This window comes from Mesorhizobium sp. P2_E10, from assembly GCF_056404235.1.
In genome coordinates this window covers 719458-740447 of the sequence record NZ_JBFUEK010000001.1, presented here as the reverse complement: position 1 = coordinate 740447, position 20990 = coordinate 719458, and the positions used below count along the sequence as shown (strand labels likewise).

Genomic DNA, 20990 nt, shown 5'->3' with positions numbered 1-20990 from the left:
GACGAGGGGCACGGCGCTGCTGCCCAAGGAGCCTGAACGAATGAACTGACATAGCCGCGCAGACGAATAACCAAACAGGGGAACGATGATGACCATCAACAGACGCGAATTGCTTGGATACAGTGCTGCAGCGCTTGGTGCGGCGGCGATCGGCTTGCCGCAGGTTGCCAAGGCGGCGGGCGAACTGACCATCGCCTATAACGTCAATTTGCCGTCCTGGGATCCGACGACTGGACCTTCGGCGGTCAACCCGACGATCCAGGGTCTCTACCAATCGGTGTTCGACCAGTTCATTCCGCAGAAGCCGGACCTTTCGTTTGCGCCGGGCCTGATCACCGAATGGGGCTGGAACGACGACCGCAGCAAGATCACGATGACGGTGCGCGAGGGCGTGACCTGGCATGACGGGTCGCCGTTCACCGCAGAGGACGTGGTGTGGTCGCTGCAGCGGGCGGGCGACGAGAAGACCGGCAACCCGATCCAGTTCGTCTGGAAGAACGTCACCAACTTCAAGATCGACGGCAACAAGATCACCGGCGACGTGGTGCAGTTCGACCCGGTGTATTTCAAGTGGATGTCGTTCCTGACCGGCTACATCATGCCAAAAGCCTATTACGAGAAGGTCGGCGCCGAGGGTTTCGAGAAGGCGCCGATCGGCACCGGCCCCTACATGGTCGACAAATTCGAGCGCAACGCCTTCCTGCGGCTGAAGGCCAACCCGAACTATTGGGGCGACAAGCCGGCCTTCGAGAACGTGACGATCAAGTTCGTCACCGATGCGGCAAGCCGCGTCGCCGAGATCGAGTCGGGCTCCTCGCAGGTGACGCTCGAAGTCCCCTATGAGGAGTATGACCGGCTGATCGCCAAGGACGGGCTGGCCGGCTCGTGCAAGAACGTGTCCGACATCGGCATGATCTTCTTCAACGACATCGAGGCGATGCTGGACAAGAACGTCCGCCAGGCTGCGGTGATGGCGGTCGACAAGAAGCTGCTCGTCGAGCGCCTGCTGCACGGCTACGGCCAGCCCATCGATACGCTGGAGACGCCGGAATACACGGCCTTCGATCCGTCGATCAAGGTCGAGCACAATCCGGAAAAGGCCAAGGAGCTTTTGGCCGCCTCCGGTTTTTCGCCGGAGAAGCCGGTCAAGTTCACCATCCAGACCACCAAGGGCTTCAAGCCCAAGGACTATGAGATGATCCAGGCGATCGTCGGCATGTGGCGCAAGGTCGGCATCGAGGCGACGATCGAGGTCTATGAGATCGCCAAGCATTACGAACTGCGCGCCGCCGACAAGCTGGCGCCGGCCGCCTTCTACAATTGGGGCAATGCCATCGGCGATCCGACGACGTCGACCGGCTTTGCCATGTATGGCCCCAGCCCGCATTCGGTGTGGGACAGCCAGGACCTGATCGACATGATCAACCCGCTGTGGGGCGAAAAGGACGAGGCCAAGCGCATCGCCGGCTGGAAGGCGGTCGACAAGTACATCGCCGAGCAGGCCTATGTGCTGCCGCTGATCCAGTATGCGCAGCCGATCGTGCATGCCAAGGGCGTCAACGTCGTGCAGCATGTGTCCGGCGCGCTGTTGCCGGCCTTGATGACCCCGGCCTGACATCGGCATAGACTGCGTGCGCGCCACCGCAACCGGTGGCGCGCCTCTTTCCGCCAGGCTTACAGGCGACCATGCTTCTGCAAAGATTTCTGATCCGTCTTGTGACGATGGCGATCACGCTGTTCGGCGTCGCGGTCGTGGTCTTCGTCGTCATTCGCGTCGCGCCCGGCGACCCGATTGCGATGATGCTGCCGCCCGGCGCGACCCAGGAGGATATCGCCCGGCTGCGCGCGCTCTACGGGCTCGACAAGACCATCGTGCAACAGTTCTTCATCTGGCTGTCCGGCGTCGTCAGGGGCGATTTCGGCACCTCGATTTCGCTGCGGCAAGACGTGCTGGGGCTGGTCTTCAACCGGCTGCCGGCGACGCTGGAACTCGCTATCGTGGCGCTCATCATGGCACTGGCGATCGGCGGTACGACGGCGATCCTTGGCGCGCGCGAACGCGGCACCGCGGTGGAAGCCGGCATCGACATTGCCAGCGGTGCGGCACTGTCCATTCCGGATTTCCTGTGGGGCCTGGTGCTCATTCTTCTCTTCGGCGTGCTGGTGCCGGTGTTCGACATTTCCGGGCGGGTGTCGCCGCAGCTCGACCTGCCATTCGTCACCCAGTTCTATCTCGTCGAGAGCATATTTCGGCTGCGCTTCGACCTGACCAAGGATCTGCTGGCGCACATGCTGATGCCGGCGATTGCACTGGCGTTGCCGCTGGCGGCGATCATTTCGCAGCTCTTAAAACAGTCGCTGAAGGAAGTGCTCGATCTCGACTATGTCGTGCTGGCCAGGGTCAAAGGGTTTTCGGAAACGCAGGTCATCCTGCGCGAGGCGCTGAAGAATGCCGCCCTGCCGACGCTCACTCTGGTCGGCGTGCAGTTCACCTTCCTCATCGGCGGCACGGTCATCGTCGAGCGGCTGTTCTCTTATGAAGGTCTCGGCAACATGGCGATCGACGCGGTCATCAACCGCGACCTGCCGCTGATCCAGGGCATTGTGCTGGTCTTTGCGCTGCTGTTCGTGCTGATCAACCTTGCCGTCGACATGATGTATGCGCTGCTCAATCCGAGGCTGCGCCATGGATGACGGCCGCATTTCGAGACATGGCTCGGGCGCGAAATTGTGGCTGGCCGGCGGCTGGCTGCTGCTGGCACTGCTGGCCGCGATCTTCGCGCCGTTGGTGGCGCCGCAGGATCCGCTGGCGCAGGATCTGATGCTGGAGCGCCTGCCGCCATTCTGGATGAGCGGCGCCGAGCCCGGCTATTGGCTCGGCACCGACAGCCTCGGCCGCGATCTGTTGTCGCGACTGATCTTCGGCGGCCGCATCGCCTTCATCGTCGCCTTCGCCGCGGCCATCGCCGCGTGCCTGGTCGGGTCGACGCTGGGGCTGCTTGCCGGCTATTTCGGCGGCTGGGCCGACCGCATCATCTCGCGCATCGTCGATGTCTGGATGGCGTTTCCGCCGGTGCTGTTCGCCATCCTCTTGGTTGCCGTGCTCGGCACCGGATTGAGCTCCGTCATCCTGGCCATCGCCATCATCGACTGGACGCGCTTCTGCCGGGTGATCCGCGCCGAGACGATGGGCCAGTCTCGCATGGATTATGTCGAGAATGCCCGCATCGCCGGCTATGGCCGCATCGGCATCATGCTGCGCGAAGTGCTGCCCAATGTGGTGCCGTCGATCGTGGCGCTGCTGTCGCTGGAAATGGGCATCGCGGTCATCGTCGAGGCGATCCTGTCCTTCGTCAATCTGTCGATCTCGACCGACGATCCGACCTGGGGCGGCATCATCGCCGAGGGCCGGTTGTCGATCCATCAGGCCTGGTGGGTGCTGGTGTTTCCGCTGATCACGCTGATCCTGACCGTGCTGTCGTTCAGTCAGTTCGGCGAGGGGCTGAAGGCGCGTTTCGATCCGGTGCTGCGATGAGCGCGGCCTGCCTCGACATCAGGGGCTTGAGCGCCGTGCTGCCGAACGGCCAGCGCGTGCTGCGCTCCGTGTCGCTCGCTGTACAGCCGGGCGAAGTACGCGCGCTGGTCGGCGAAAGCGGCGCCGGCAAGACGATGATCGGCAAGGCGGTGCTCGGCGTGCTGCCGCCGAGCGTGCGCATTGTCGAAGGCAGTATGCTGCTCGAAGGCGAGGACCTCGGCAAACTGCAGCCAAAGGCGCGGCGCACCCTGATCGGTGCACGCACCGCGCTGATCCCGCAGGACCCGCTGACCGCGCTCAACCCGTCGCGCCGCATCGGCCTGCAGATGACCGACCGGCTGGTGCGCATTCTCGGCTGGAGCGGTGAAAGGGCCGACCAGCGCATCCGGCAATTGCTGGACCAGGTGCAGATCCGCGATCCGGACCGTGTGCTGAAATGCTATCCGCACGAACTGTCCGGCGGCATGCGCCAGCGCGTGCTGATCGCCGCCGCCTTCGCCGCCGAGCCAAGGCTGATCGTCGCCGACGAGCCGACCACGGCGCTCGATGTCACCGTGCAGAAGCAGATCCTGCGGCTGATCGCCGAGTTGCAGCGCGAGCATGGCACCGCGATCCTGTTCGTCACCCATGATCTCGGCGTCGTCGCCAAGATCAGCCAAAAGGTCTCGGTGCTCTATGCCGGCAAGGTGGTGGAGGAAGCCGAGACGGCTGATCTCTTCGCCGCCCCTGAACATCCCTACACGCGGGCGCTGATGCAAGCCACGCCGCGCTACACCGATCCGTTGGCGTCGCTGAAGCCGGTGGACGAGGCGGTGCTGGCGGGGCTCGCCGCCGAGATCGCTGCCGCCGACCAGGCGTGGAGGCCGCATGGCTGAGCCGCTGTTTTCCGTGCGCGGGCTGAAGGTCGCGCTGCCCGACATGACGCGCAAGCCGCTGATTGGCCGCGCGCCGCTGGCCGAGATCCTGAAAGGTCTGGACTTCGACCTGCCCAAGGGTTCGGTGACCGGCATCGTCGGCGAATCCGGATCCGGCAAATCGACACTCGGCCGTGCGCTGGTGCGCCTGCTGGAACCAAGCGCCGGTAGCATCAGCTTCGATGGCCGCGATATCACCCACCTGCCGGAGGCGGAGCTCAGGCCGTTGCGGCGCAATCTGCAGATGATCTTTCAGGATCCGATGTCGTCGCTCAATCCCCGCCGCACCATCTTCAGCATCATCGCCGCCCCGCTCAAGCAGAATGGGCTTGGCGACAATCTGAAGGCCCGCGTCGCAGAAGCACTGCAGCGCGTCGGCCTGCCACAGAGTTTTGCCAGCCGCTACCGGCACGAACTGTCCGGCGGCCAGCGCCAGCGTGTCGGCATTGCGCGCGCCCTGGCGCTGTCGCCGAAATTCGTGCTGGCCGACGAGATCGTCTCCGGCCTCGACGTGTCGACCCAGGCGCAGATCCTGACGCTCCTGGAAAAGCTCGCGGCCGAGATGGGCCTGACCGTTGCCTTCATCAGCCATGACCTGTCGGTGATCCGGCGGCTGTGCAAGCAGGTGATCGTCATGCGCGAAGGCGTAATCGTCGAGGCCAGCGCGACGGACGCTCTGTTCGACAGTCCGCGGCAGGCCTACACGCGCGACCTGATATCAGCCATTCCGCTTCCCGAAATCGATGCCGGCTGGCTGGACATCCATCCCGCCGCAAAGCCACCGGCATGAACCATCCGCACGCCGAACAGCGGGCTTTGGCGTGCGCCCGGCAAGTGTCCCGCAATGGAGGATGACTGACATGAAGAGTGCAATCCTGACTGCAACATTTGCGGCCGCCGCTCTGGGAACCATGGGTGCTGCTTGCGCCGATTCCATCCCCGGTATGCGCGGCCACGACCACACCGGCATCACCGTGCCCGACATGAAGCAGGCGGTCGATTTCTTCACCGAAGTGGTCGGCTGCAAAAAGGCGATGTCGTTCGGCCCATTCGCCGACGACAAGGGCACCTTCATGCAGGACCTGCTCGGCGTCGATCCCAAGGCGGTGATCGAAGAGATCACCATGGTCCGCTGCGGCTACGGATCGAACATCGAGCTGTTCAAATACACGGCACCCGACCAAAAGGATTTGACGCCGAAGAACAGCGACATTGGCGGCTTCCACATCGCGCTTTATGTCGACGATGTCGCCGCCGCGAAAGCCTATCTCGACGGCAAGGGCGTGAAGACCCGGTTGGGTCCGCTCCCGGTCAAGGAGGGCCCGGCCGCCGGCCAGACCATCCTCTATTTCCAGGCGCCCTGGGGCCTGCAGCTGGAAGCGATCAGCTATCCCGACGGCATGGCCTACGAGAAAGGCGCCGAGACCGTGCTGTGGAGCCCAAAGAACCCGGAAAAGTGACCCGGCAGGGCGTGCTTGCGCAACCATCCGCAAGCACGCGATAGGCCCCCGAAGCAAATCGTCTCAACATGAAACTTTAAGCTTGAAATAATTTCCCTCCGGCACAATACTGGCAGTCGAGATCGCCGGCCTTGCCGGCGACCCGGAAGCGAAGGGGAGATCGCAGGCATGAAGGTTGCGGTTCTCGGCGGTGGACCTGCCGGCCTCTACTTTGCCATCTCGATGAAACTCAGGGACGCCGCGCACGAGGTGACGGTGTTCGAGCGCAATCGCGCCGACGACACGTTCGGCTGGGGCGTCGTGCTGTCGGCCGAGACGCTCGACAATCTGACCCGGAACGATCCGGTCAGTGCCGTCTGGATCAAGAAGCACTTCGCCTATTGGGACGACATCGCCGTCATCCATGACGGTGTGCGCACCGTCTCGACCGGCCATGGTTTCTGCGGCATCGGCCGCAAGCGGCTGCTCGTCCTGTTGCAAAGGCGGGCGCGCGAACTCGGCGTCAAACTCAACTTCGAGACCGACATCGCCGATCCCAAGCCTTATATGGAAACGTACGATCTCGTCGTTGCCGCCGACGGGCTGAACTCGAGAGCCCGCAACACTTTCGTCGACGTGTTCAAGCCCGACATCGACACCCGCAAATGCAAGTTCGTCTGGCTGGGCACCGAGCAGAAATTCGACGACGCCTTCACCTTTATCTTCGAGAAGACGGAGCATGGCTGGGTGTGGGCGCACGCCTACCAGTTCGACAGCGATACCGCGACCTTCATCGTCGAATGCAGCGAACAGACCTGGGCTGGTTTCGGCTTCGGTTCGATGTCGCAGCAGGAATCGATCACCGTCTGCGAGCGCATCTTCGCCAAGCACCTTGGCGGCCACGCGCTGATGACCAATGCCAACCACATAAGGGGTTCGGCCTGGATCAATTTCCCGCGCGTGCTGTGCGAGCGCTGGTCCTATCAGAACCTGGCGCTGATGGGCGATGCGGCGGCATCGGCGCATTTCTCGATCGGCTCCGGCACCAAGCTGGCGCTGGAAAGTGCTGTGGCGCTGGCAGACTATGTCGAGTCCGAGCCCGACCTCGAAGCGGCGTTTCGTAAATATGAGGATGCGCGCCGCACCGAGGTGCTGAAGCTGCAGTCGGCGGCGCGCAATTCGCTCGAATGGTTCGAGGAAGTCGAGCGCTATCTCGGCCTCGATCCGGTCCAGTTCAATTACTCGCTGCTGACGCGGTCACAACGAATCAGCCACGAGAATTTGCGGCTGCGCGATGCGGAATGGCTGGCCGGCGCCGAAGAATGGTTCCAGCGCCAGGCCGGCGCCGGCGGCAACAGCTTGCGCCGCGCGCCGATGTTCGCGCCGTTCAAGCTGCGCGACATGGCGCTCGCCAACCGCATCGTCGTCTCGCCGATGGCGCAGTACAAGGCCGTCGACGGCTGTCCGACCGACTGGCATTTCGCCCACTATGCCGAGCGTGCCAAGGGCGGCGCCGGCCTGCTCTATATCGAGATGACCTGCGTCAGCCCGGAAGGTCGGATCACGCCTGGCTGCCCCGGATTCTACGCACCAGAGCATGAAGTCGCGTGGAAGCGGCTGGTCGATTTCGTCCACACCGAGACAGAGGCGAAGATCTGCGCCCAGATCGGCCATTCCGGCGCCAAGGGCTCGACCCGGCTCGGCTGGTTAGGCACCGACGTGCCGCTGCCGTCCGGCAACTGGCCGGTGATGGCGGCATCGGCTGTCGCCTGGTCGCCTGAGAACCAGGTGCCGAAGGCGATGGACCGCGCCGACATGGACCGCGTGCGAGACCAGTTCGTAGCCTCGGCCGAGATGGCCGAGCGTGGCGGCTTCGACATGCTCGAAATCCATGCCGCACACGGCTATCTGCTGTCGTCCTTCATCACACCGGTCACCAACCGACGCACCGACGCCTATGGCGGTTCGCTGGAAAACCGCATGCGTTATCCGCTGGAGATCTTCCATGCGGTGCGCGCCGTGTGGCCCTCGGAAAAGCCGATCTCGATGCGCATCTCGGCCAATGACTGGGTCGGCATCGAAGGCGTGACGCCTGCCGACGCGGTCGAGATCGCACGGCTGTTGCATGAGGCCGGCGTCGACATTTGCGACGTCTCAGCCGGCCAGACATCGGCGCTGGCAAAGCCTGTCTATGGCCGCATGTTCCAGACGCCGTTTTCCGACCGCATCCGCAATGAGGTCGGCATGGCGACGATGGCGGTCGGCAACATCTACGAACCCGACCACGTCAATTCGATTCTGATGGCCGGCCGCGCCGACCTGGTGGCGCTGGCAAGGCCGCATCTCGCCGATCCCTACTGGACGCTGCATGCCGCCGTCACGCTCGGCGACCGCGGCGTCAAATGGCCGGATCCCTATTTGCCAGGCCGCGACCAGATCTACCGGCTGGCCGAACGCGATGCGGCTGCGGGGTTGAAAGTATGAGCGGCGCCGCAGCCATCGCTGGCAGGCATGCGCTGGTCACCGGCGGCGGCTCCGGCGTTGGCCGGGCGATCGCATTGGCGCTGGCCGGCGCCGGCATCGACGTGACCATCTGCGGCCGGCGCGAGGCGGAGCTCGCCAAGGTGGCCAAGGAAAGCAGCCGTATCTTCGGCATCGCCGCAGACGTCACCGACGAAGCCTCGATGGCGTCGCTCTACAGCCAGGCGGAAGCCGCACGCGGACCATTCGACATCGTCGTCGCCAATGCCGGTATGTCCGGCAGCGCACCGGCGCACAGAACCGCGCTCAGCGACTGGCAGCGCACGCTCGACGTCAATCTCACCGGTGCGTTCCTGACGGTGAAGCCGGCGTTGGCCGGTATGGCCGCGCGCAAGGCGGGTCGCATCGTCTTCGTCGCCTCCACCGCCGGGCTGAAAGGTTATCCGTATGTCGCAGCATACGTTGCCGCCAAGCACGGCGTCGTCGGGCTGATGCGGGCGCTTGCCGCCGAGACCGTCAAAACTGGGGTGACCGTCAACGCCGTTTGCCCGGGCTTCGTCGAAACCGACATGCTGGAGGCATCCGTCCAGCGCATCATCGACAAGACCGGCCGCTCGGTCGAGGACGCACGGACGAGCCTCGCCTCGACCAATCCGCAAGGCCGCTTCATCCAGCCGGAGGAAGTCGCCGCCGCGGTGCTTTGGCTGTGCGGCGATGCCGCCCGCTCGATCACCGGGCAGACGATCTCGATTTCAGGAGGCGAGACATGGTAGCAGGTCCCCTGCCCACCCCTTCAGGACACGGCAAGGACCGGCTGCGGCTGTGGATAAGGCTGCTGCGGGCATCCCGCACCATCGAAGCCGAACTGCGCGAGCGTCTGAAAAAAGAATTCAACACGACGCTGCCGCGTTTCGACGTGATGGCGGCGCTCTACCGCGTGCCGGAAGGCATGCTGATGAGCGACCTGTCGCGCTTCCTGCTGGTGTCCAACGGCAATGTCACCGGCATCGTCGACCGGCTGGTTTCGGAAGGGCTGGTGGCCCGCGCGCGCCGCAATGGCGACCGCCGCACCTCGATGGTGCGGCTGACCGAGGAAGGCTCGAAAGCCTTCGGCATCATCGCTGCCGCGCATGAGACATGGATCGCCGAGCTGCTGGGCAATGTCAGCGAGGATGAAGCACGCCGGCTGACCGGCATGCTGACCTCGTTCCGCAGCAATTGGGAGGGCAGGGAATGACCGATTTGGCAGGCCGCAAGCCGAAGCATTTCCTCTGGCAGGTCGAAGGCAAAATCGCCAAGGTCCGGCTCGACCGGCCGGAGCGCAAGAACCCGCTGACGTTCGAGAGCTATGCCGAATTGCGCGACACTTTTCGCGACCTCGTCTATGCCGACGATGTCGATGCCGTGGTGTTCCTGTCCAATGGCGGCAATTTCTGCTCCGGCGGGGATGTGCACGACATTATCGGGCCGCTGGTCAAGATGGACATGAAGGAACTGCTCGCCTTCACCCGCATGACCGGCGATTTCGTCAAGGCGATGCTGAATTGCGGCAAGCCGATAATTTCGGCGGTCGACGGTGTGGCGGTCGGCGCCGGCGCCATCATCGCCATGGCGTCCGATATCCGCATCGCCACGCCGGAAGCCAAGACCGCGTTCCTGTTCACCCGCGTCGGCCTTGCCGGCTGCGATATGGGCGCCTGCGCGATCCTGCCGCGCATCATCGGCCAGGGCCGCGCCGCCGAATTGCTTTACACCGGCCGGACAATGACGGCGGCTGAAGGCGAGCGTTGGGGGTTCTACAACCGGCTGGTCGATGCGGCGGCACTCGAGGCCGACGCACTCGACATGGCGGAGCGCATTGTTTCCGGCCCGACCTTCGCCCACGGCATCACCAAGACGCAGTTGAACCAGGAATGGTCGATGGGGCTCGACCAGGCGATCGAAGCGGAAGCGCAAGCGCAAGCGATCTGCATGCAGACGCGCGATTTCGAGCGCGCCTACAAGGCCTTCGTCGCCAAGGGAAAACCGGTGTTCGAGGGCAATTGATGGCCGACAAGAGTTTCCTCAACTGGCCGTTCTTCGAGGACCGCCACCGCGAGCTGGCCGAGCGGCTGGACGCATGGTGCGCCAAGAACCTGCCGGTCGATCACCATGATGTCGATGCCGCTTGTCGCGAACTGGTGGCGAAGCTCGGCCAAGACGGCTGGCTGAAGCCGACGGCGATCGACACGGAAACCCCTGGGCCACTCGACGTGCGAACCCTATGCATCACCCGCGAGACGCTGGCACGGCATGACGGGCTGGCCGACTTCGCTTTCGCCATGCAAGGGCTCGGCACCGGCGCGCTCAGCCTGTTCGGCACACCGCAGCAGCAGCAATGGCTGGCGAAAACGCGCGCCGGCAAGGCGATTTCGGCCTTTGCCTTGTCGGAACCACGCTCGGGTTCGGATGTCGCCAATATGGAGATGGAAGCCGTCCGTGACGGCGATAGCTATGTTCTCTCCGGCGAAAAGACTTGGATCTCCAATGGCGGCATCGCCGACCTCTATGTCGTCTTCGCCCGCACCGGCGAGGCGCCGGGCGCCAAGGGGCTTTCCGCTTTCATCGTGCCGGCCGAAACCAAGGGGTTGAGCATCGCCGAGCGCATCGAGGTGATTGCACCGCATCCGCTGGCGCGCCTGTCCTTCGACAACGTCCGCGTTCCAGCCTCGGCGCTGATCGGCAAGCCCAGCGATGGCTTTCGCATCGCCATGTCGGTGCTCGACGTGTTCCGCTCGACGGTGGGTGCCGCCGCCCTGGGCTTTGCCCGCCGGGCGCTCGATGAAAGCATCGCCAGGGTGGCCGAGCGCGAATTGTTCGGCGCGCCGATGGCCGAGCTGCAGATGGTGCAGGGCCACATCGCCGACATGGCGCTCGATGTCGATGCCGCTGCCTTGCTTGTCTACCGCGCCGCCTGGACCAAGGACATGGGGGCACCGCGGGTGACGCGCGAGGCGGCCATGGCGAAACTATACGCGACAGACCGCGCGCAAGAGGTGATCGACAAGGCCGTGCAGTTGCATGGCGGCGACGGAGTTCGCAAAGGTCATATCGTCGAAAGCCTGTATCGCGAGATCCGCGCGCTGCGCATCTATGAGGGCGCGTCGGACGTGCAGAAGGTGGTGATAGCACGGCAAGTGATGGGCGCGGCCTGAGGCAGCTCAGAAGATTTAGACGAGACCGTTTTCGAACCGGACATTTTAGAAGCAGATTGAATATCGGGAGGCCAGACATGCACACCATCCTGCAGCCGGAAGGCTGGGCAAAACCTGTCGGCTACGCCAACGGCGTCGCGGCGCGTGGGCGGCTGGTCTTCGTCGGCGGCCAGGTCGGCTGGAACGGGCAATGCCAGTTCGAGACCGATGATTTCGCCGGCCAGGTGCGGCAGACACTTGAAAACATCGTCGCCGTGCTGGCCGAGGCCGGCGCCGAGCCACAGCACATCACCTCGATGACCTGGTATTTTACCGACAAGGCCGAATATCTGGCCAACCTCAAAGGCGTTGGCGAGGCCTATCGCGAGGTGATCGGACGGCATTTTCCGGCCATGGCCGCCATGCAGGTGATGGCGCTGGTCGAGGACCGCGCCAAGGTCGAGATCCAGGCTACCGCGGTCATCCCTGAGTGAATTATCCGCGAAGGCCTGCCTGTTTCAGAAGCGGCAGCACGCGGTCGCAGAAATAGGGCAGTTCTTGCGTGTAGTTGACGAAGGACAGCGCAATTCCCTGATAGCCATGCCCGGCAATGGCGACCATGTCGGCGGCGATCGTTTCCGGCGTTCCGATCAGGGGATAAGTGCCGGCGCCGCCGGCAAAGCGCTGGCGGTAGCGGTCATAGGCATGCGGGTCGTGCGACTGCGAGAATTCCTTCTTGCCCGCCATGTGGGCATCGACCGCGTCGTGGTCGGCCATCTCGACCGCATAGCGGGTGTAGTAGGCCTGTGCCTCTTCCATCGTCGGGCGGCAGACGACATGCGCCACGGTGTAGACGCCGACATCACGGCCCACCTTGTCGGCTCGCTCACTGATATCGGCGACGTGCTTGCCGGCATCGCTCATTTCGGAAAAGGTTGTGAACAGGTAATCACATTGGGCGGCGGCGAAATCCCGGCCCGGACCGCCGAAAGCGGCATTCATGGTCACCGGGCGTGGAGCTTGTAGACTGGCCGGGCGGCTCACCGCCTCTTTCAGGTGATAATAGGTGCCTTCGTAGTCGAGCGGCTGGTCCGAGGCGTACAGTTTTTCGAGGATTTCGATCCATTCGGCCGCCTGGTCGTAGCCTTTCTCGACCAAAGGCGTGCCGAACATGCCGAATTCCTTCGGGTTCCAGCCGCATACGATGTTGAGGCCGGCGCGGCCCTGGCTGATGTGGTCGACCGTCGCCAGTGCCTTGGCGGCGTAGAGCGGATGCACGAGCGGCACATGCACGGTCATGAACAGGCCAATCTGTTCGGTCGCCACGGCAAGGGCCGCAGCCCAGGTAAAAGTCTCGAACGACCATTCGCGCACCTTGTTGCGGCCGCCAAAACCGCGCCAGCGCGCGATCGGCAGCATGAACTCCAGACCGGCGCGGTCGGCGATCCGGGCTGCCGTCAGATTGTCCTGCCAGCTTGCCGTCCAGCGTTCCGGCACATCGGTAATGGCAAGGCCGCCATCGGCATTGGTCGAAAAGACGCCGAGCTTCAACCGGTTCGGGCCGTGCAGAGGATGCGCTTTGATCATGTCTGAAAACTCGCTGCGGGAGACGGCAGGCTACGGCCGCGGGAAAATATTTCAAGCCTGAAATAGCTTCGCTCGGCTCTGGTTTGCGGCTATGGATTTGGACCGGACAAAAAAGGGGATCGGCATGAGCGAGTTCCGCCAGAAATGCACGGCCAAGCAAAACCTCGTCGGCTCGTTCGCCGCCATACCGCACGCCGTTGCGGTGGAAGTGATGGCGATGGCCGGTCTCGATTTCCTTTGCATCGACTGGGAGCATGCCCAGATCTCCAGGGACACGATCGAGAACATGGTGCGGGCCGCCGATAGCCATCGCGTGCCGGCCATTGTGCGCGTCCCCGGGCACCAGCCGGAAGCGATCGCCGCCGCACTCGACAGCGGTGCGCAAGGCGTGCTCATCCCGCGCATCTCGACGGCTGCCCAGGCCCAGGCGGCGGTGAAGGCCTCGCGCTATCCGCCTGAGGGCGAGCGAGGCGTCGGGCCCGGCCGGGCCGCCGGCTATGGCTACCGCATCCCGCAATATCTCGCTGCCGCCAATGCCAGGACCGTTGTCGCGGTCCAGGTCGAAACCGCCGAAGGTCTTGCCAATATCGAGGCGATTGCAGCCGTGGACGGCGTTGACGTGATCTTCGTCGGTCCTGGAGACCTCTCGGTGTCGATCGATGCAATCGGCCCGAAAGGCGCCGACAAGCTCAATGCGGCGATCCGGACGATCATCGGCGTGACGATCGCTCACGGCAAGGCCGCCGGCATATTTTGCGCCAGCCCGCAGCCTGTCGGCCAATGGGCAGCCATTGGCGCCAGCTTTTTCATCCTGGCCAGCGACACAATGTTTCTCGGCGCCGGCGCTGCCGCCAACTATGCCGCGGCACGCGATGAGCTGGCTTAACGGAAACTTTTTAAGCTTAAAACTTTTGTCTTGAAATGTCCGACGCTTTGGATAAGCATTCAATATCGATCGTGACTGCCGTGCCGGACGGGCTTGCCGGCGGTCCAGTCGAGGCGTTCAGGGTGCGAGGTTCAGTCCTTGTCGTTCATGCTGCCCCAGTCATCGTCTCTGGCCAGCGCGCGTTACGCTTTCGATGGCGTGCGCGCCCAAATTCGCGACCTGCATACCGAAAACATCGCCAACCTTGCCGTGCGTGCGCGTGAACTGGGCGACGTGATCGCGCTCTGGTACGGCGAAGGCGACATGGTGACGCCGGCCTTCATCCGCGACGCGGCCAAGCAGGCGTTCGATGAAGGCCTGACCTTCTACGTTCCCAACATGCGCGGCCACGGTCCGTTAAATGAAGCGCTGTCGGAGTATCAGACGCGCCTCCACGGACGGCCGATCCCGATCGCCCGCACCACGGTGACGCCGGGCGGCATGCAGGCGCTGTACCTGGCGCTGGAGCTGCTGGTCGATACCGGCACCAACGTCGTCTATGTCGCGCCGCAATGGCCCAACATTCACAACGCCATCCATCTGATCGGTGGCGAGCCGCGGCCGTTTTCCCTCGATTTCAAGGGCGACTGGAAGCTCGATCTCGACCGGCTGTTTGCGACTTGCGATGCGCGCACGCGGGCGATCTTCCTGTCGACGCCGTCCAATCCAACCGGCTGGACCGCATCGCGCGAGGAGATGCAGGCTCTGCTCGATTTCAGCCGGCGCACCGGCATCTGGATCATCTCCGACGAGGTTTATGGCCGGCTCTATTTCGACAGCGTTGTGGCGCCTTCGGTGCTGCAGATCGCCGAGGACGGCGACCGGGTGCTGTCGGTCAACAGCTTCTCGAAGGCCTGGGCAATGACCGGCTGGCGCGTCGGCTGGCTGACGCATCCCTCCGGTGTCGCCGACCAGCTCGGCGCCATGAGCCAGTATATCAACAGTGGCACGGCCGCCCCCATCCAGGCCGGTGCCGTCGCGGCGATCCGCCAGGGCGAGCCGCTGGTCGAGGAGATCAGGCAGCGGATCAAGACCGGTCTCGACCTCGCCTATGACAGGCTGGCTGAGATCCCGGGTATCGTGCTGCCGACAAAACCGCGCGGCGGCATGTATGCGTTCTTTGCCATGGAAGGCGAAGACGACGCGCGCCGCGCCTGCGCCAAGATCCTGGAGACGGCACGCGTCGGGCTGGCGCCCGGCCATCTGTTCGGAAGTTCGGCGACGGCCTTCCTGCGCATGTGTGTCTGCCGCGACCGCGACCAGTTAGCGACTGCGCTCGACCGCATGACCGCTGCCATGAATTGACGCCCTGCCCAAAAGCGGGGCGGCAAAAAACCGTGCGGGAGCAAACCCGCCCGATCAACAACCAGAGGGAACAAAAATGAGCCTCACTCGTCGTAACCTGCTTCTTCTCGCGGCCACGATCGGCATCGCTGCCGGCCCCGCCACCGCCTTCGCGGCCGATGTGCTCAATGTCGGCGCCTACCCGACCAATCCGCCCTTCGAATACAAGAACGAGAGCGGCACGTTCGAGGGTTTTGAAGTCGACATCGTCAACGAAGCGGCAAAGCGCGTCGGCATGACCACGGAAATTGCCGACCTCGGATTCCAGGCGCTGTTTGCCGCCACCACCTCAAAGCGCATCGATGTCGCCATCTCGTCGATCACCATCACGCCGGAGCGGCTGAAGTCGCAGTCGTTCACCCAGCCCTATTATGATTCCGACATGGGCATCGCCACCAAGACCGACAGCGCGATCAACACCGAGGCCGACCTCAAGGGCAAGATCATCGGCGTGCTGTCCGGCTCGACCGGCGAGACCTGGGTTAAGGAGCACCAGGCGGCCGACGGGTTCAGCGATGTGAAGGGCTACGACACGCAGCAGAACCTGCTGCTCGATCTCAGCGCCGGCCGCGTCGACGCCGCCGTCAGCGACATTCCGGGCATGGAATACTCCTTCACCAAGATGAAGGACCTCACCGTGAAGGAGCGCATCAAGACCGGCGAACAGTACGGCCTGATGATGACCAAGGACCACCCGCTGCTCGGCAAGCTGAACGACGCGCTGACCACGATGAAGAAGGACGGCACGATCGCCGCGATACACAAGAAGTGGTTCGGCAGCGATGCACCGGCCGATTCCTCGACCGTCAAGGAACTGCCGCTGCCGAAGGGCTGAGCGGCAGTTTTCGTTTGAACCGCGCCGGCTTTCCAGGCCGGCACGATTTGACGGCGTCCTTCGATTTTCGCGCATGACCCTCCCCGGAAACCGATTTCGGTTTCCGGGATCATGCTTTAGCGTCGCGGGACGCCAACCGTTTCGGGAATGCTCCCATGTCGCTGCTGGACACCTTCTTCAACCCCGATGTCATCATGTCCAGCCTGCCGGCGTTGCTGCGTGGCTTCCTGAACACGCTGCTGCTCGGACTGCTCAGCATCGGCATCGGTATCCCCGTCGGCCTGGTGATCAGCCTGGTGCGGCTCTATGCGCCAAAGCCGCTGCGCTGGCTGGCGATTGGCTACACCGACATCTTTCGCGCGTTGCCGGTGCTGGTCGTGCTGATCCTGATCTATTATGCGCTGCCCTTCCTCGGCATACGCCTGTCGTCCTGGACCTCCGCAGTGACAGCGTTTGCCATCATCATGTCGGCCTATTCGAGCGAAGTGTTCCGCTCCGGCATCGAAAGCATTCCAATCGGCCAGTTCGAGGCGGCAAACGCGCTCGGCCTGCCGTTCCTGCTGACCTTGCGCAAGGTGGTGCTGCCGCAGGCGATCCGCGTCGTCATTCCACCGATGACCAGCAACTGCGTCTCGATGTTCAAGGACACTTCGCTGGCATCCACCGTGGCGCTGCCGGAACTCTTGAAGGAAGCGACCAACGCGCAGTCGCTCTACGCCAATCCCTCGCCGCTGATCGGCGCGGCACTGGTCTATCTCATCTTCCTTTGGCCGATGGTCCGCCTCGTCAGCCTGCTGGAACGCCGCTTCAAAACCGAAAAGACGCGCTGACCTCGCCACAATTTCCATCTGCAAAGCACTTGCGCAGGAGACGACCTTGAACAAGCACCAGACCGACAATGCGAGCGACGCCGCCGGCGCGTTCCCCGTCGAAGCCATCCGCGCCATGTTCCCCGCGTTGCAGCGGGCCGGCGACTTCATCTTCCTGGACAATGCCGCCGGCGCGCAGATCCCGCAAAGCGTGCTCGACGCGGTGACCAACCATCTGGTCGCGCACAATGTGCAGCGCGGCGGCCGTTATGGCCGAAGCGTCACTGTCGACCAGTCGGTCGCCGATGCGCGGGAAAGCGTAGCGCTGCTGATAAACGCCTACAGCCCGGCCGAAATCTGCTTCGGCATGAACGCCACCTCCTTCATCCGTCTCGTCAGCCTCGGCATCGGCCAGATGCTGCAGGAGCGCGACGAGATCGTCATCACCGACATGGACCACGACGCCAACATCGCGACATGGCTGGCGCTGGAGTCCGCCGGCGCCAAGTTCAAGTGGTGGCGCATGCGTGAGGACGGCAATCTGCATGTCGACGACCTCAAGCCCCTGGTCTCCGACCGCACAAGGCTTGTCGCTTGCACGGTGACGGCGCACTCGATCGGCTCGATCGTCGATGTCGCGTCAGTGGCCAGGATCGCGCACGCGGCCGGCGCCGAAGTGTTCCTCGACTGCGTGCATTACGGCCCGCACGGGTTGATCGACGTGCAGGCCTGGGATTGCGATTACCTCGTCTGCTCCGGCTACAAGAACTTCTCGCCGCATATGGGCTTCCTGTGGGGTCGCTTCGAGACACTGAAGCGGCTGCCGACCTTTCGCGAGGATTTCATCCCCGACGAGCCGCCCTACAAGGTCGAGGCCGGTACCTTCATCTACGAGAACGTCTCCGGCATGGATGCCGCCGTGCAGTATCTGGAACTGATCGGCCGCAATCTTGCGCCATCCAACAACCGCTCGCGGCGCGACAACATCGTCGCCGGCATGGGCGCCATCCGCGATTACGAGCTGGTGCTGGCGCGCGAGATGCTGGCCGTGCTCAAGGATTGCGGCGCCACCATCTACGGCGTCGCCGACGAGGCCCGCATCGATGAGCGCGTGCCGACCTTCTGCTTCAACATCGGCAAGCTGTCGCCGCAGCGGATGGTCGAAGAAATGGCCGAAATGCAGATCGGCATCCGCGACGGCCACATGTACGCGCCGCGGCTGATGAAACGGCTCAACCTCTCGATGGACAGCGGCGCCATCCGCGCCTCGCTGGTGCACTACAACACGGTGGACGAGATCAGGCGCTTCGGCGAGGCGCTGCGCGCCATCATCGCCAAGCTGTCGTGACTGGAATGCGGCGTGCCTGACCTTCCGGTCAGGCCGCCGCCTTCTTCGCCAGTCTCGCCTTGATCGAGGCGACGTCGGCGCGCGGCGTCGCGGCGAACAGCGTCTTCGTATAGGGGTGCTTGGGGTCGGCAAAGACCTCTTCGCGCGAGCCATATTCGACCGCTTCACCGAAATACATCACCATCACGTCGTCGGCGATGTAGCGCACCACGGACAGGTCGTGGCTGATGAAGACATAGGTCAGCTGGAACTCGTCCTGCAGGTCGGCGAGCAGGTTCAACACCTGTGCCTGTACCGACAGATCGAGTGCCGAGACCGGCTCGTCCAGAACCAGCAGGCTCGGGTTCAGCATCAGCGCGCGGGCAATGGCGATGCGCTGGCGCTGACCGCCCGAGAACATGTGCGGATAGCGATTGTAGTGCTCGGTGCCGAGGCCGACTTTCTTCAGCATCTTCATGGCCAGGTCGCGCCGCTCTTCGGCCGGCTTGTCGGTGTTGATGAGCAGTGGTTCGCCGAGCACATCGCCGATCTTCTGGCGCGGATTAAGCGACCCGTATGGATTCTGGAAGACGATCTGCACCTTGCGGCGCATCTCCTTGGTCAGGCCGTTCCTGGCGATATCGACCTTGTTGCCGTCGATGAAAAGCTCGCCCGACGTTGCCGGATCGATCAGCGTGATGATGCGGGCAAGCGTGGACTTGCCGCAGCCGCTCTCGCCGACAATGGCCAGCGTCTTGCCCTTGTCGACACTGAAGGAAACGCCCTTGACGGCATGCACGGTGCGCTGCCCGCGAAACAGGCCGCCGCCGACGTGATAGTCGCGCTTGATGTCCTTGCCTTCGACGACCTTGATGCTCATCAGGCGACTCCGGCGGCCGGTTCGAACAGCATGTCTGAGACAGTCGGCAGACGGTCGCCGACAGCGTTGTCCGGCAGGGCCGACAGGAGCGCACGCGTGTAGTTGCTCTTTGGCGACTCGAACAGCGACAGCACGTCGGCCTCTTCCATCTTGCGGCCCTTGTACTGAACGATGACGCGGTCGGCGGTCTCGGCGACGACGCCCATATTGTGGGTGATCATGATCAGGCCCATGCCGTATTTGACCTGCAGCGAGACCAGCAGGTCGAGGATCTGCTTCTGGATGGTGACGTCGAGTGCGGTGGTCGGCTCGTCGGCGATCAAAAGCTTCGGATTGCAGGCGATGGCGATGGCGATCATGACGCGCTGGCACTGGCCGCCCGACATCTGGTGCGGGAAGGAGTTCAGCCGTTCCGCCGGCTCAGCAATGCCGACTTGCGTCAAAAGCTCGATGGCGCGCTCCCGGCGTTGCGCACCGTCCATGCCCATATGGAAGCGCAGCACTTCCTCAATCTGGAAGCCAACCGTGAAGCACGGATTGAGGCTGGCCATCGGCTCCTGGAAGATCATCGACATGTCCTTGCCGACGATCTTGCGGCGCTCGGCCGGACTCAGCTTCAGGAGGTCGCGGCCATTGAAGCTCATCCTGTCGGCGGTGACCGTTGCGGTCCACGGCAACAGGCCCATCACCGCCAGCATCGACACCGACTTGCCGGAGCCGGATTCGCCGACAATGGCGAGCACCTCGCGCTCTTCGACATGGAGCGAGACACCGTCGACCGCACGGAACGGGCCCGACGCGGTCTGGAATTCGACGACGAGGTTCTGGATGTCGAGCAGCGCCATCACGATCTCCTGAGTTTTGGATCGAGTGCGTCGCGCAGGCCGTCGCCGATCAAATTGATGGCGAGCACGGTGATGAGGATGGCGAGGCCGGGGAAGGTCACCACCCACCAGGCGCGCAGGATGAATTCGCGCGCCGTGGCAAGCATGGTTCCCCACTCCGGCGTCGGCGGCTGGGCGCCAAGGCCGAGGAAGCCGAGCGCAGCCGCCTCGAGGATTGCGTTGGAGAAGGACAGCGTGCCCTGGACGATCAGCGGCGCGAGGCAATTGGGCAGGATGGTGCGCAGCATCAGCCTAATGTGGCCGGCGCCGGCAACCTTGGCGGCGACCACATATTCGCGGCTCTTTTCGGCCATCACCGCGGCGCGCACCAGGCGGGCGAAATGCGGCTGCAGCACCAGCGCGATCGCCAGCATGGCGTTGAACAGGCCGGGACCCAGGATGGTCACCAGCACCAGTGCCAGCAGCAGCGACGGAAAGGCCAGGATCAGATCCATGACGCGCATGATCGCCACGTCGACCCAGCCGCGGAAATAACCGGCGAGCAGGCCGAGCGTGATGCCGCCGACCAGGGCAAGCGTAACGACGACGGCGCCGATCAGCAGCGAGAAGCGCGCGCCATAGAGCAGGCGGGAAAGTATGTCGCGGCCGACGGCGTCGGTGCCGAGCAGATATTCGGCGCTGCCGCCTGCCTCCCATGCCGGAGGCCTCAGAAACGCGGTCTTGTCCTGGACATCGGGCGCATAGGGCGCCAGCACCGGCGCAAGGATCGCGGCCATCACCAGCAGGATGAAGACGAACAGGCCGATGACGGCGCCGCGGTTCACCGAGAAATAGTGCCAGAAGGTCCTGAAGCCGGTCAGCCTATCCGGATTGCCGGCGGCCATCGGGGCGGTTTC

General features: G+C 63.8%; 21 protein-coding genes. 17 read left to right on the top strand and 4 right to left on the bottom strand.

The window, feature by feature from the left end; translation table 11 throughout:
* Window positions 1-88 precede the first annotated feature (88 nt).
* The 12 genes from AC1D0N_RS03605 to AC1D0N_RS03550 all read left to right on the top strand — a co-directional run bounded on the left by AC1D0N_RS03605 (window position 89) and on the right by AC1D0N_RS03550 (window position 12036).
* Window positions 89-1615, top strand: coding sequence for an ABC transporter substrate-binding protein (locus tag AC1D0N_RS03605; protein ID WP_477241456.1), 1527 nt, complete (start codon window positions 89-91; stop codon window positions 1613-1615).
* 71 nt (window positions 1616-1686) lie between these two features.
* Complete coding sequence (locus tag AC1D0N_RS03600) at window positions 1687-2694, top strand: ABC transporter permease (RefSeq protein ID WP_477241454.1); 1008 nt, start codon at window positions 1687-1689, stop codon at window positions 2692-2694.
* On the top strand, window positions 2687-3535 hold the full coding sequence (locus tag AC1D0N_RS03595) for an ABC transporter permease (protein WP_477241452.1): 849 nt from the start codon (window positions 2687-2689) through the stop codon (window positions 3533-3535). Before AC1D0N_RS03600 ends, AC1D0N_RS03595 begins: the two co-directional genes overlap by 8 nt.
* Window positions 3532-4410 carry an ABC transporter ATP-binding protein gene (locus AC1D0N_RS03590; RefSeq protein WP_477241450.1) on the top strand — a complete coding sequence of 293 codons (879 nt, stop codon included), beginning with the start codon at window positions 3532-3534 and terminating at the stop codon, window positions 4408-4410. The genes AC1D0N_RS03595 and AC1D0N_RS03590 overlap by 4 nt, the downstream gene beginning before the upstream one ends.
* Window positions 4403-5239, top strand: a complete 837-nt coding sequence (locus AC1D0N_RS03585) for an ATP-binding cassette domain-containing protein (protein ID WP_477241448.1) — start codon at window positions 4403-4405, stop codon at window positions 5237-5239. Before AC1D0N_RS03590 ends, AC1D0N_RS03585 begins: the two co-directional genes overlap by 8 nt.
* A gap of 70 nt (window positions 5240-5309) precedes the next feature.
* Window positions 5310-5909 (top strand): VOC family protein, encoded by a 600-nt coding sequence (locus tag AC1D0N_RS03580; protein WP_477241446.1) that lies wholly within the window; start codon window positions 5310-5312, stop codon window positions 5907-5909.
* Window positions 5910-6077: 168 nt separating this feature from the next.
* Entirely contained in the window at window positions 6078-8372 is a 2295-nt protein-coding gene (locus AC1D0N_RS03575) for a bifunctional salicylyl-CoA 5-hydroxylase/oxidoreductase (RefSeq protein WP_477241444.1), read from the top strand.
* A complete protein-coding gene (locus AC1D0N_RS03570; protein ID WP_477241442.1) occupies window positions 8369-9142 on the top strand; it encodes an SDR family NAD(P)-dependent oxidoreductase in 774 nt (257 codons plus the stop codon). The genes AC1D0N_RS03575 and AC1D0N_RS03570 overlap by 4 nt, the downstream gene beginning before the upstream one ends.
* Window positions 9136-9606, top strand: coding sequence for a MarR family winged helix-turn-helix transcriptional regulator (locus tag AC1D0N_RS03565; protein WP_477241440.1), 471 nt, complete (start codon window positions 9136-9138; stop codon window positions 9604-9606). The genes AC1D0N_RS03570 and AC1D0N_RS03565 overlap by 7 nt, the downstream gene beginning before the upstream one ends.
* Window positions 9603-10415 carry an enoyl-CoA hydratase family protein gene (locus tag AC1D0N_RS03560; protein WP_477241438.1) on the top strand — a complete coding sequence of 271 codons (813 nt, stop codon included), beginning with the start codon at window positions 9603-9605 and terminating at the stop codon, window positions 10413-10415. Before AC1D0N_RS03565 ends, AC1D0N_RS03560 begins: the two co-directional genes overlap by 4 nt.
* Window positions 10415-11563, top strand: a complete 1149-nt coding sequence (locus tag AC1D0N_RS03555) for an acyl-CoA dehydrogenase family protein (protein WP_477241436.1) — start codon at window positions 10415-10417, stop codon at window positions 11561-11563. The genes AC1D0N_RS03560 and AC1D0N_RS03555 overlap by 1 nt, the downstream gene beginning before the upstream one ends.
* Window positions 11564-11640: 77 nt before the next feature.
* A complete protein-coding gene (locus AC1D0N_RS03550; RefSeq protein ID WP_477241434.1) occupies window positions 11641-12036 on the top strand; it encodes a RidA family protein in 396 nt (131 codons plus the stop codon).
* Window position 12037: 1 nt separating this feature from the next.
* On the opposite strand, the gene AC1D0N_RS03545 is transcribed toward AC1D0N_RS03550, so the two are convergent.
* Complete coding sequence (locus tag AC1D0N_RS03545) at window positions 12038-13129, bottom strand: LLM class flavin-dependent oxidoreductase (protein WP_477241432.1); 1092 nt, start codon at window positions 13127-13129, stop codon at window positions 12038-12040.
* A 124-nt stretch (window positions 13130-13253) separates the two neighbouring features.
* Between AC1D0N_RS03545 and AC1D0N_RS03540 the strand changes: the two genes are divergently transcribed.
* The 5 genes from AC1D0N_RS03540 (at window position 13254) to AC1D0N_RS03520 (ending at window position 18390) form a co-directional block, all read left to right on the top strand.
* Window positions 13254-14015 (top strand): HpcH/HpaI aldolase family protein, encoded by a 762-nt coding sequence (locus AC1D0N_RS03540; RefSeq protein WP_477241430.1) that lies wholly within the window; start codon window positions 13254-13256, stop codon window positions 14013-14015.
* Between the two features lie 147 nt (window positions 14016-14162).
* A complete protein-coding gene (locus AC1D0N_RS03535) occupies window positions 14163-15359 on the top strand; it encodes a pyridoxal phosphate-dependent aminotransferase (RefSeq protein ID WP_477241880.1) in 1197 nt (398 codons plus the stop codon).
* A 76-nt stretch (window positions 15360-15435) separates the two neighbouring features.
* Window positions 15436-16233, top strand: a complete 798-nt coding sequence (locus tag AC1D0N_RS03530; protein WP_477241428.1) for an ABC transporter substrate-binding protein — start codon at window positions 15436-15438, stop codon at window positions 16231-16233.
* A gap of 155 nt (window positions 16234-16388) precedes the next feature.
* The gene (locus tag AC1D0N_RS03525) at window positions 16389-17063 is read left to right on the top strand and encodes an amino acid ABC transporter permease (protein WP_477241426.1); all 675 of its coding nucleotides are present in this window, start codon (window positions 16389-16391) and stop codon (window positions 17061-17063) included.
* 46 nt (window positions 17064-17109) lie between these two features.
* Entirely contained in the window at window positions 17110-18390 is a 1281-nt protein-coding gene (locus tag AC1D0N_RS03520; RefSeq protein ID WP_477241424.1) for a cysteine desulfurase-like protein, read from the top strand.
* Between the two features lie 28 nt (window positions 18391-18418).
* Here the strand turns inward: AC1D0N_RS03520 and AC1D0N_RS03515 are convergent, their stop codons facing one another.
* From AC1D0N_RS03515 to AC1D0N_RS03505, 3 genes are read right to left on the bottom strand one after another with little or no spacing between them, the layout of a single operon-like run.
* On the bottom strand, window positions 18419-19249 hold the full coding sequence (locus AC1D0N_RS03515; protein ID WP_477241422.1) for a dipeptide ABC transporter ATP-binding protein: 831 nt from the start codon (window positions 19247-19249) through the stop codon (window positions 18419-18421).
* A complete protein-coding gene (locus AC1D0N_RS03510; protein WP_477241420.1) occupies window positions 19249-20094 on the bottom strand; it encodes an ABC transporter ATP-binding protein in 846 nt (281 codons plus the stop codon). Before AC1D0N_RS03510 ends, AC1D0N_RS03515 begins: the two co-directional genes overlap by 1 nt.
* Window positions 20094-20978, bottom strand: coding sequence for an ABC transporter permease subunit (locus tag AC1D0N_RS03505; RefSeq protein ID WP_477241878.1), 885 nt, complete (start codon window positions 20976-20978; stop codon window positions 20094-20096). The genes AC1D0N_RS03510 and AC1D0N_RS03505 overlap by 1 nt, the downstream gene beginning before the upstream one ends.
* Window positions 20979-20990: the final 12 nt, after the last annotated feature.

Excerpts from the sequence above, each read along its gene's own strand:
- AC1D0N_RS03545 (WP_477241432.1), bottom strand. The coding sequence starts at position 13,129 with ATGATCAAAGCGCATCCTCTGCACGGCCCGAACCGGTTGAAGCTCGGC.
- AC1D0N_RS03555 (WP_477241436.1), top strand. The coding sequence starts at position 10,415 with ATGGCCGACAAGAGTTTCCTCAACTGGCCGTTCTTCGAGGACCGCCAC.
- AC1D0N_RS03540 (WP_477241430.1), top strand. The coding sequence starts at position 13,254 with ATGAGCGAGTTCCGCCAGAAATGCACGGCCAAGCAAAACCTCGTCGGC.
- AC1D0N_RS03580 (WP_477241446.1), top strand. The coding sequence starts at position 5,310 with ATGAAGAGTGCAATCCTGACTGCAACATTTGCGGCCGCCGCTCTGGGA.
- AC1D0N_RS03505 (WP_477241878.1), bottom strand. The coding sequence starts at position 20,978 with ATGGCCGCCGGCAATCCGGATAGGCTGACCGGCTTCAGGACCTTCTGG.
- AC1D0N_RS03600 (WP_477241454.1), top strand. The coding sequence starts at position 1,687 with ATGCTTCTGCAAAGATTTCTGATCCGTCTTGTGACGATGGCGATCACG.
- AC1D0N_RS03510 (WP_477241420.1), bottom strand. The coding sequence starts at position 20,094 with ATGGCGCTGCTCGACATCCAGAACCTCGTCGTCGAATTCCAGACCGCG.
- AC1D0N_RS03565 (WP_477241440.1), top strand. The coding sequence starts at position 9,136 with ATGGTAGCAGGTCCCCTGCCCACCCCTTCAGGACACGGCAAGGACCGG.
- AC1D0N_RS03570 (WP_477241442.1), top strand. The coding sequence starts at position 8,369 with ATGAGCGGCGCCGCAGCCATCGCTGGCAGGCATGCGCTGGTCACCGGC.
- AC1D0N_RS03550 (WP_477241434.1), top strand. The coding sequence starts at position 11,641 with ATGCACACCATCCTGCAGCCGGAAGGCTGGGCAAAACCTGTCGGCTAC.
- AC1D0N_RS03605 (WP_477241456.1), top strand. The coding sequence starts at position 89 with ATGACCATCAACAGACGCGAATTGCTTGGATACAGTGCTGCAGCGCTT.
- AC1D0N_RS03575 (WP_477241444.1), top strand. The coding sequence starts at position 6,078 with ATGAAGGTTGCGGTTCTCGGCGGTGGACCTGCCGGCCTCTACTTTGCC.
- AC1D0N_RS03595 (WP_477241452.1), top strand. The coding sequence starts at position 2,687 with ATGGATGACGGCCGCATTTCGAGACATGGCTCGGGCGCGAAATTGTGG.
- AC1D0N_RS03535 (WP_477241880.1), top strand. The coding sequence starts at position 14,163 with ATGCTGCCCCAGTCATCGTCTCTGGCCAGCGCGCGTTACGCTTTCGAT.
- AC1D0N_RS03525 (WP_477241426.1), top strand. The coding sequence starts at position 16,389 with ATGTCGCTGCTGGACACCTTCTTCAACCCCGATGTCATCATGTCCAGC.
- AC1D0N_RS03585 (WP_477241448.1), top strand. The coding sequence starts at position 4,403 with ATGGCTGAGCCGCTGTTTTCCGTGCGCGGGCTGAAGGTCGCGCTGCCC.
- AC1D0N_RS03530 (WP_477241428.1), top strand. The coding sequence starts at position 15,436 with ATGAGCCTCACTCGTCGTAACCTGCTTCTTCTCGCGGCCACGATCGGC.
- AC1D0N_RS03590 (WP_477241450.1), top strand. The coding sequence starts at position 3,532 with ATGAGCGCGGCCTGCCTCGACATCAGGGGCTTGAGCGCCGTGCTGCCG.
- AC1D0N_RS03515 (WP_477241422.1), bottom strand. The coding sequence starts at position 19,249 with ATGAGCATCAAGGTCGTCGAAGGCAAGGACATCAAGCGCGACTATCAC.
- AC1D0N_RS03560 (WP_477241438.1), top strand. The coding sequence starts at position 9,603 with ATGACCGATTTGGCAGGCCGCAAGCCGAAGCATTTCCTCTGGCAGGTC.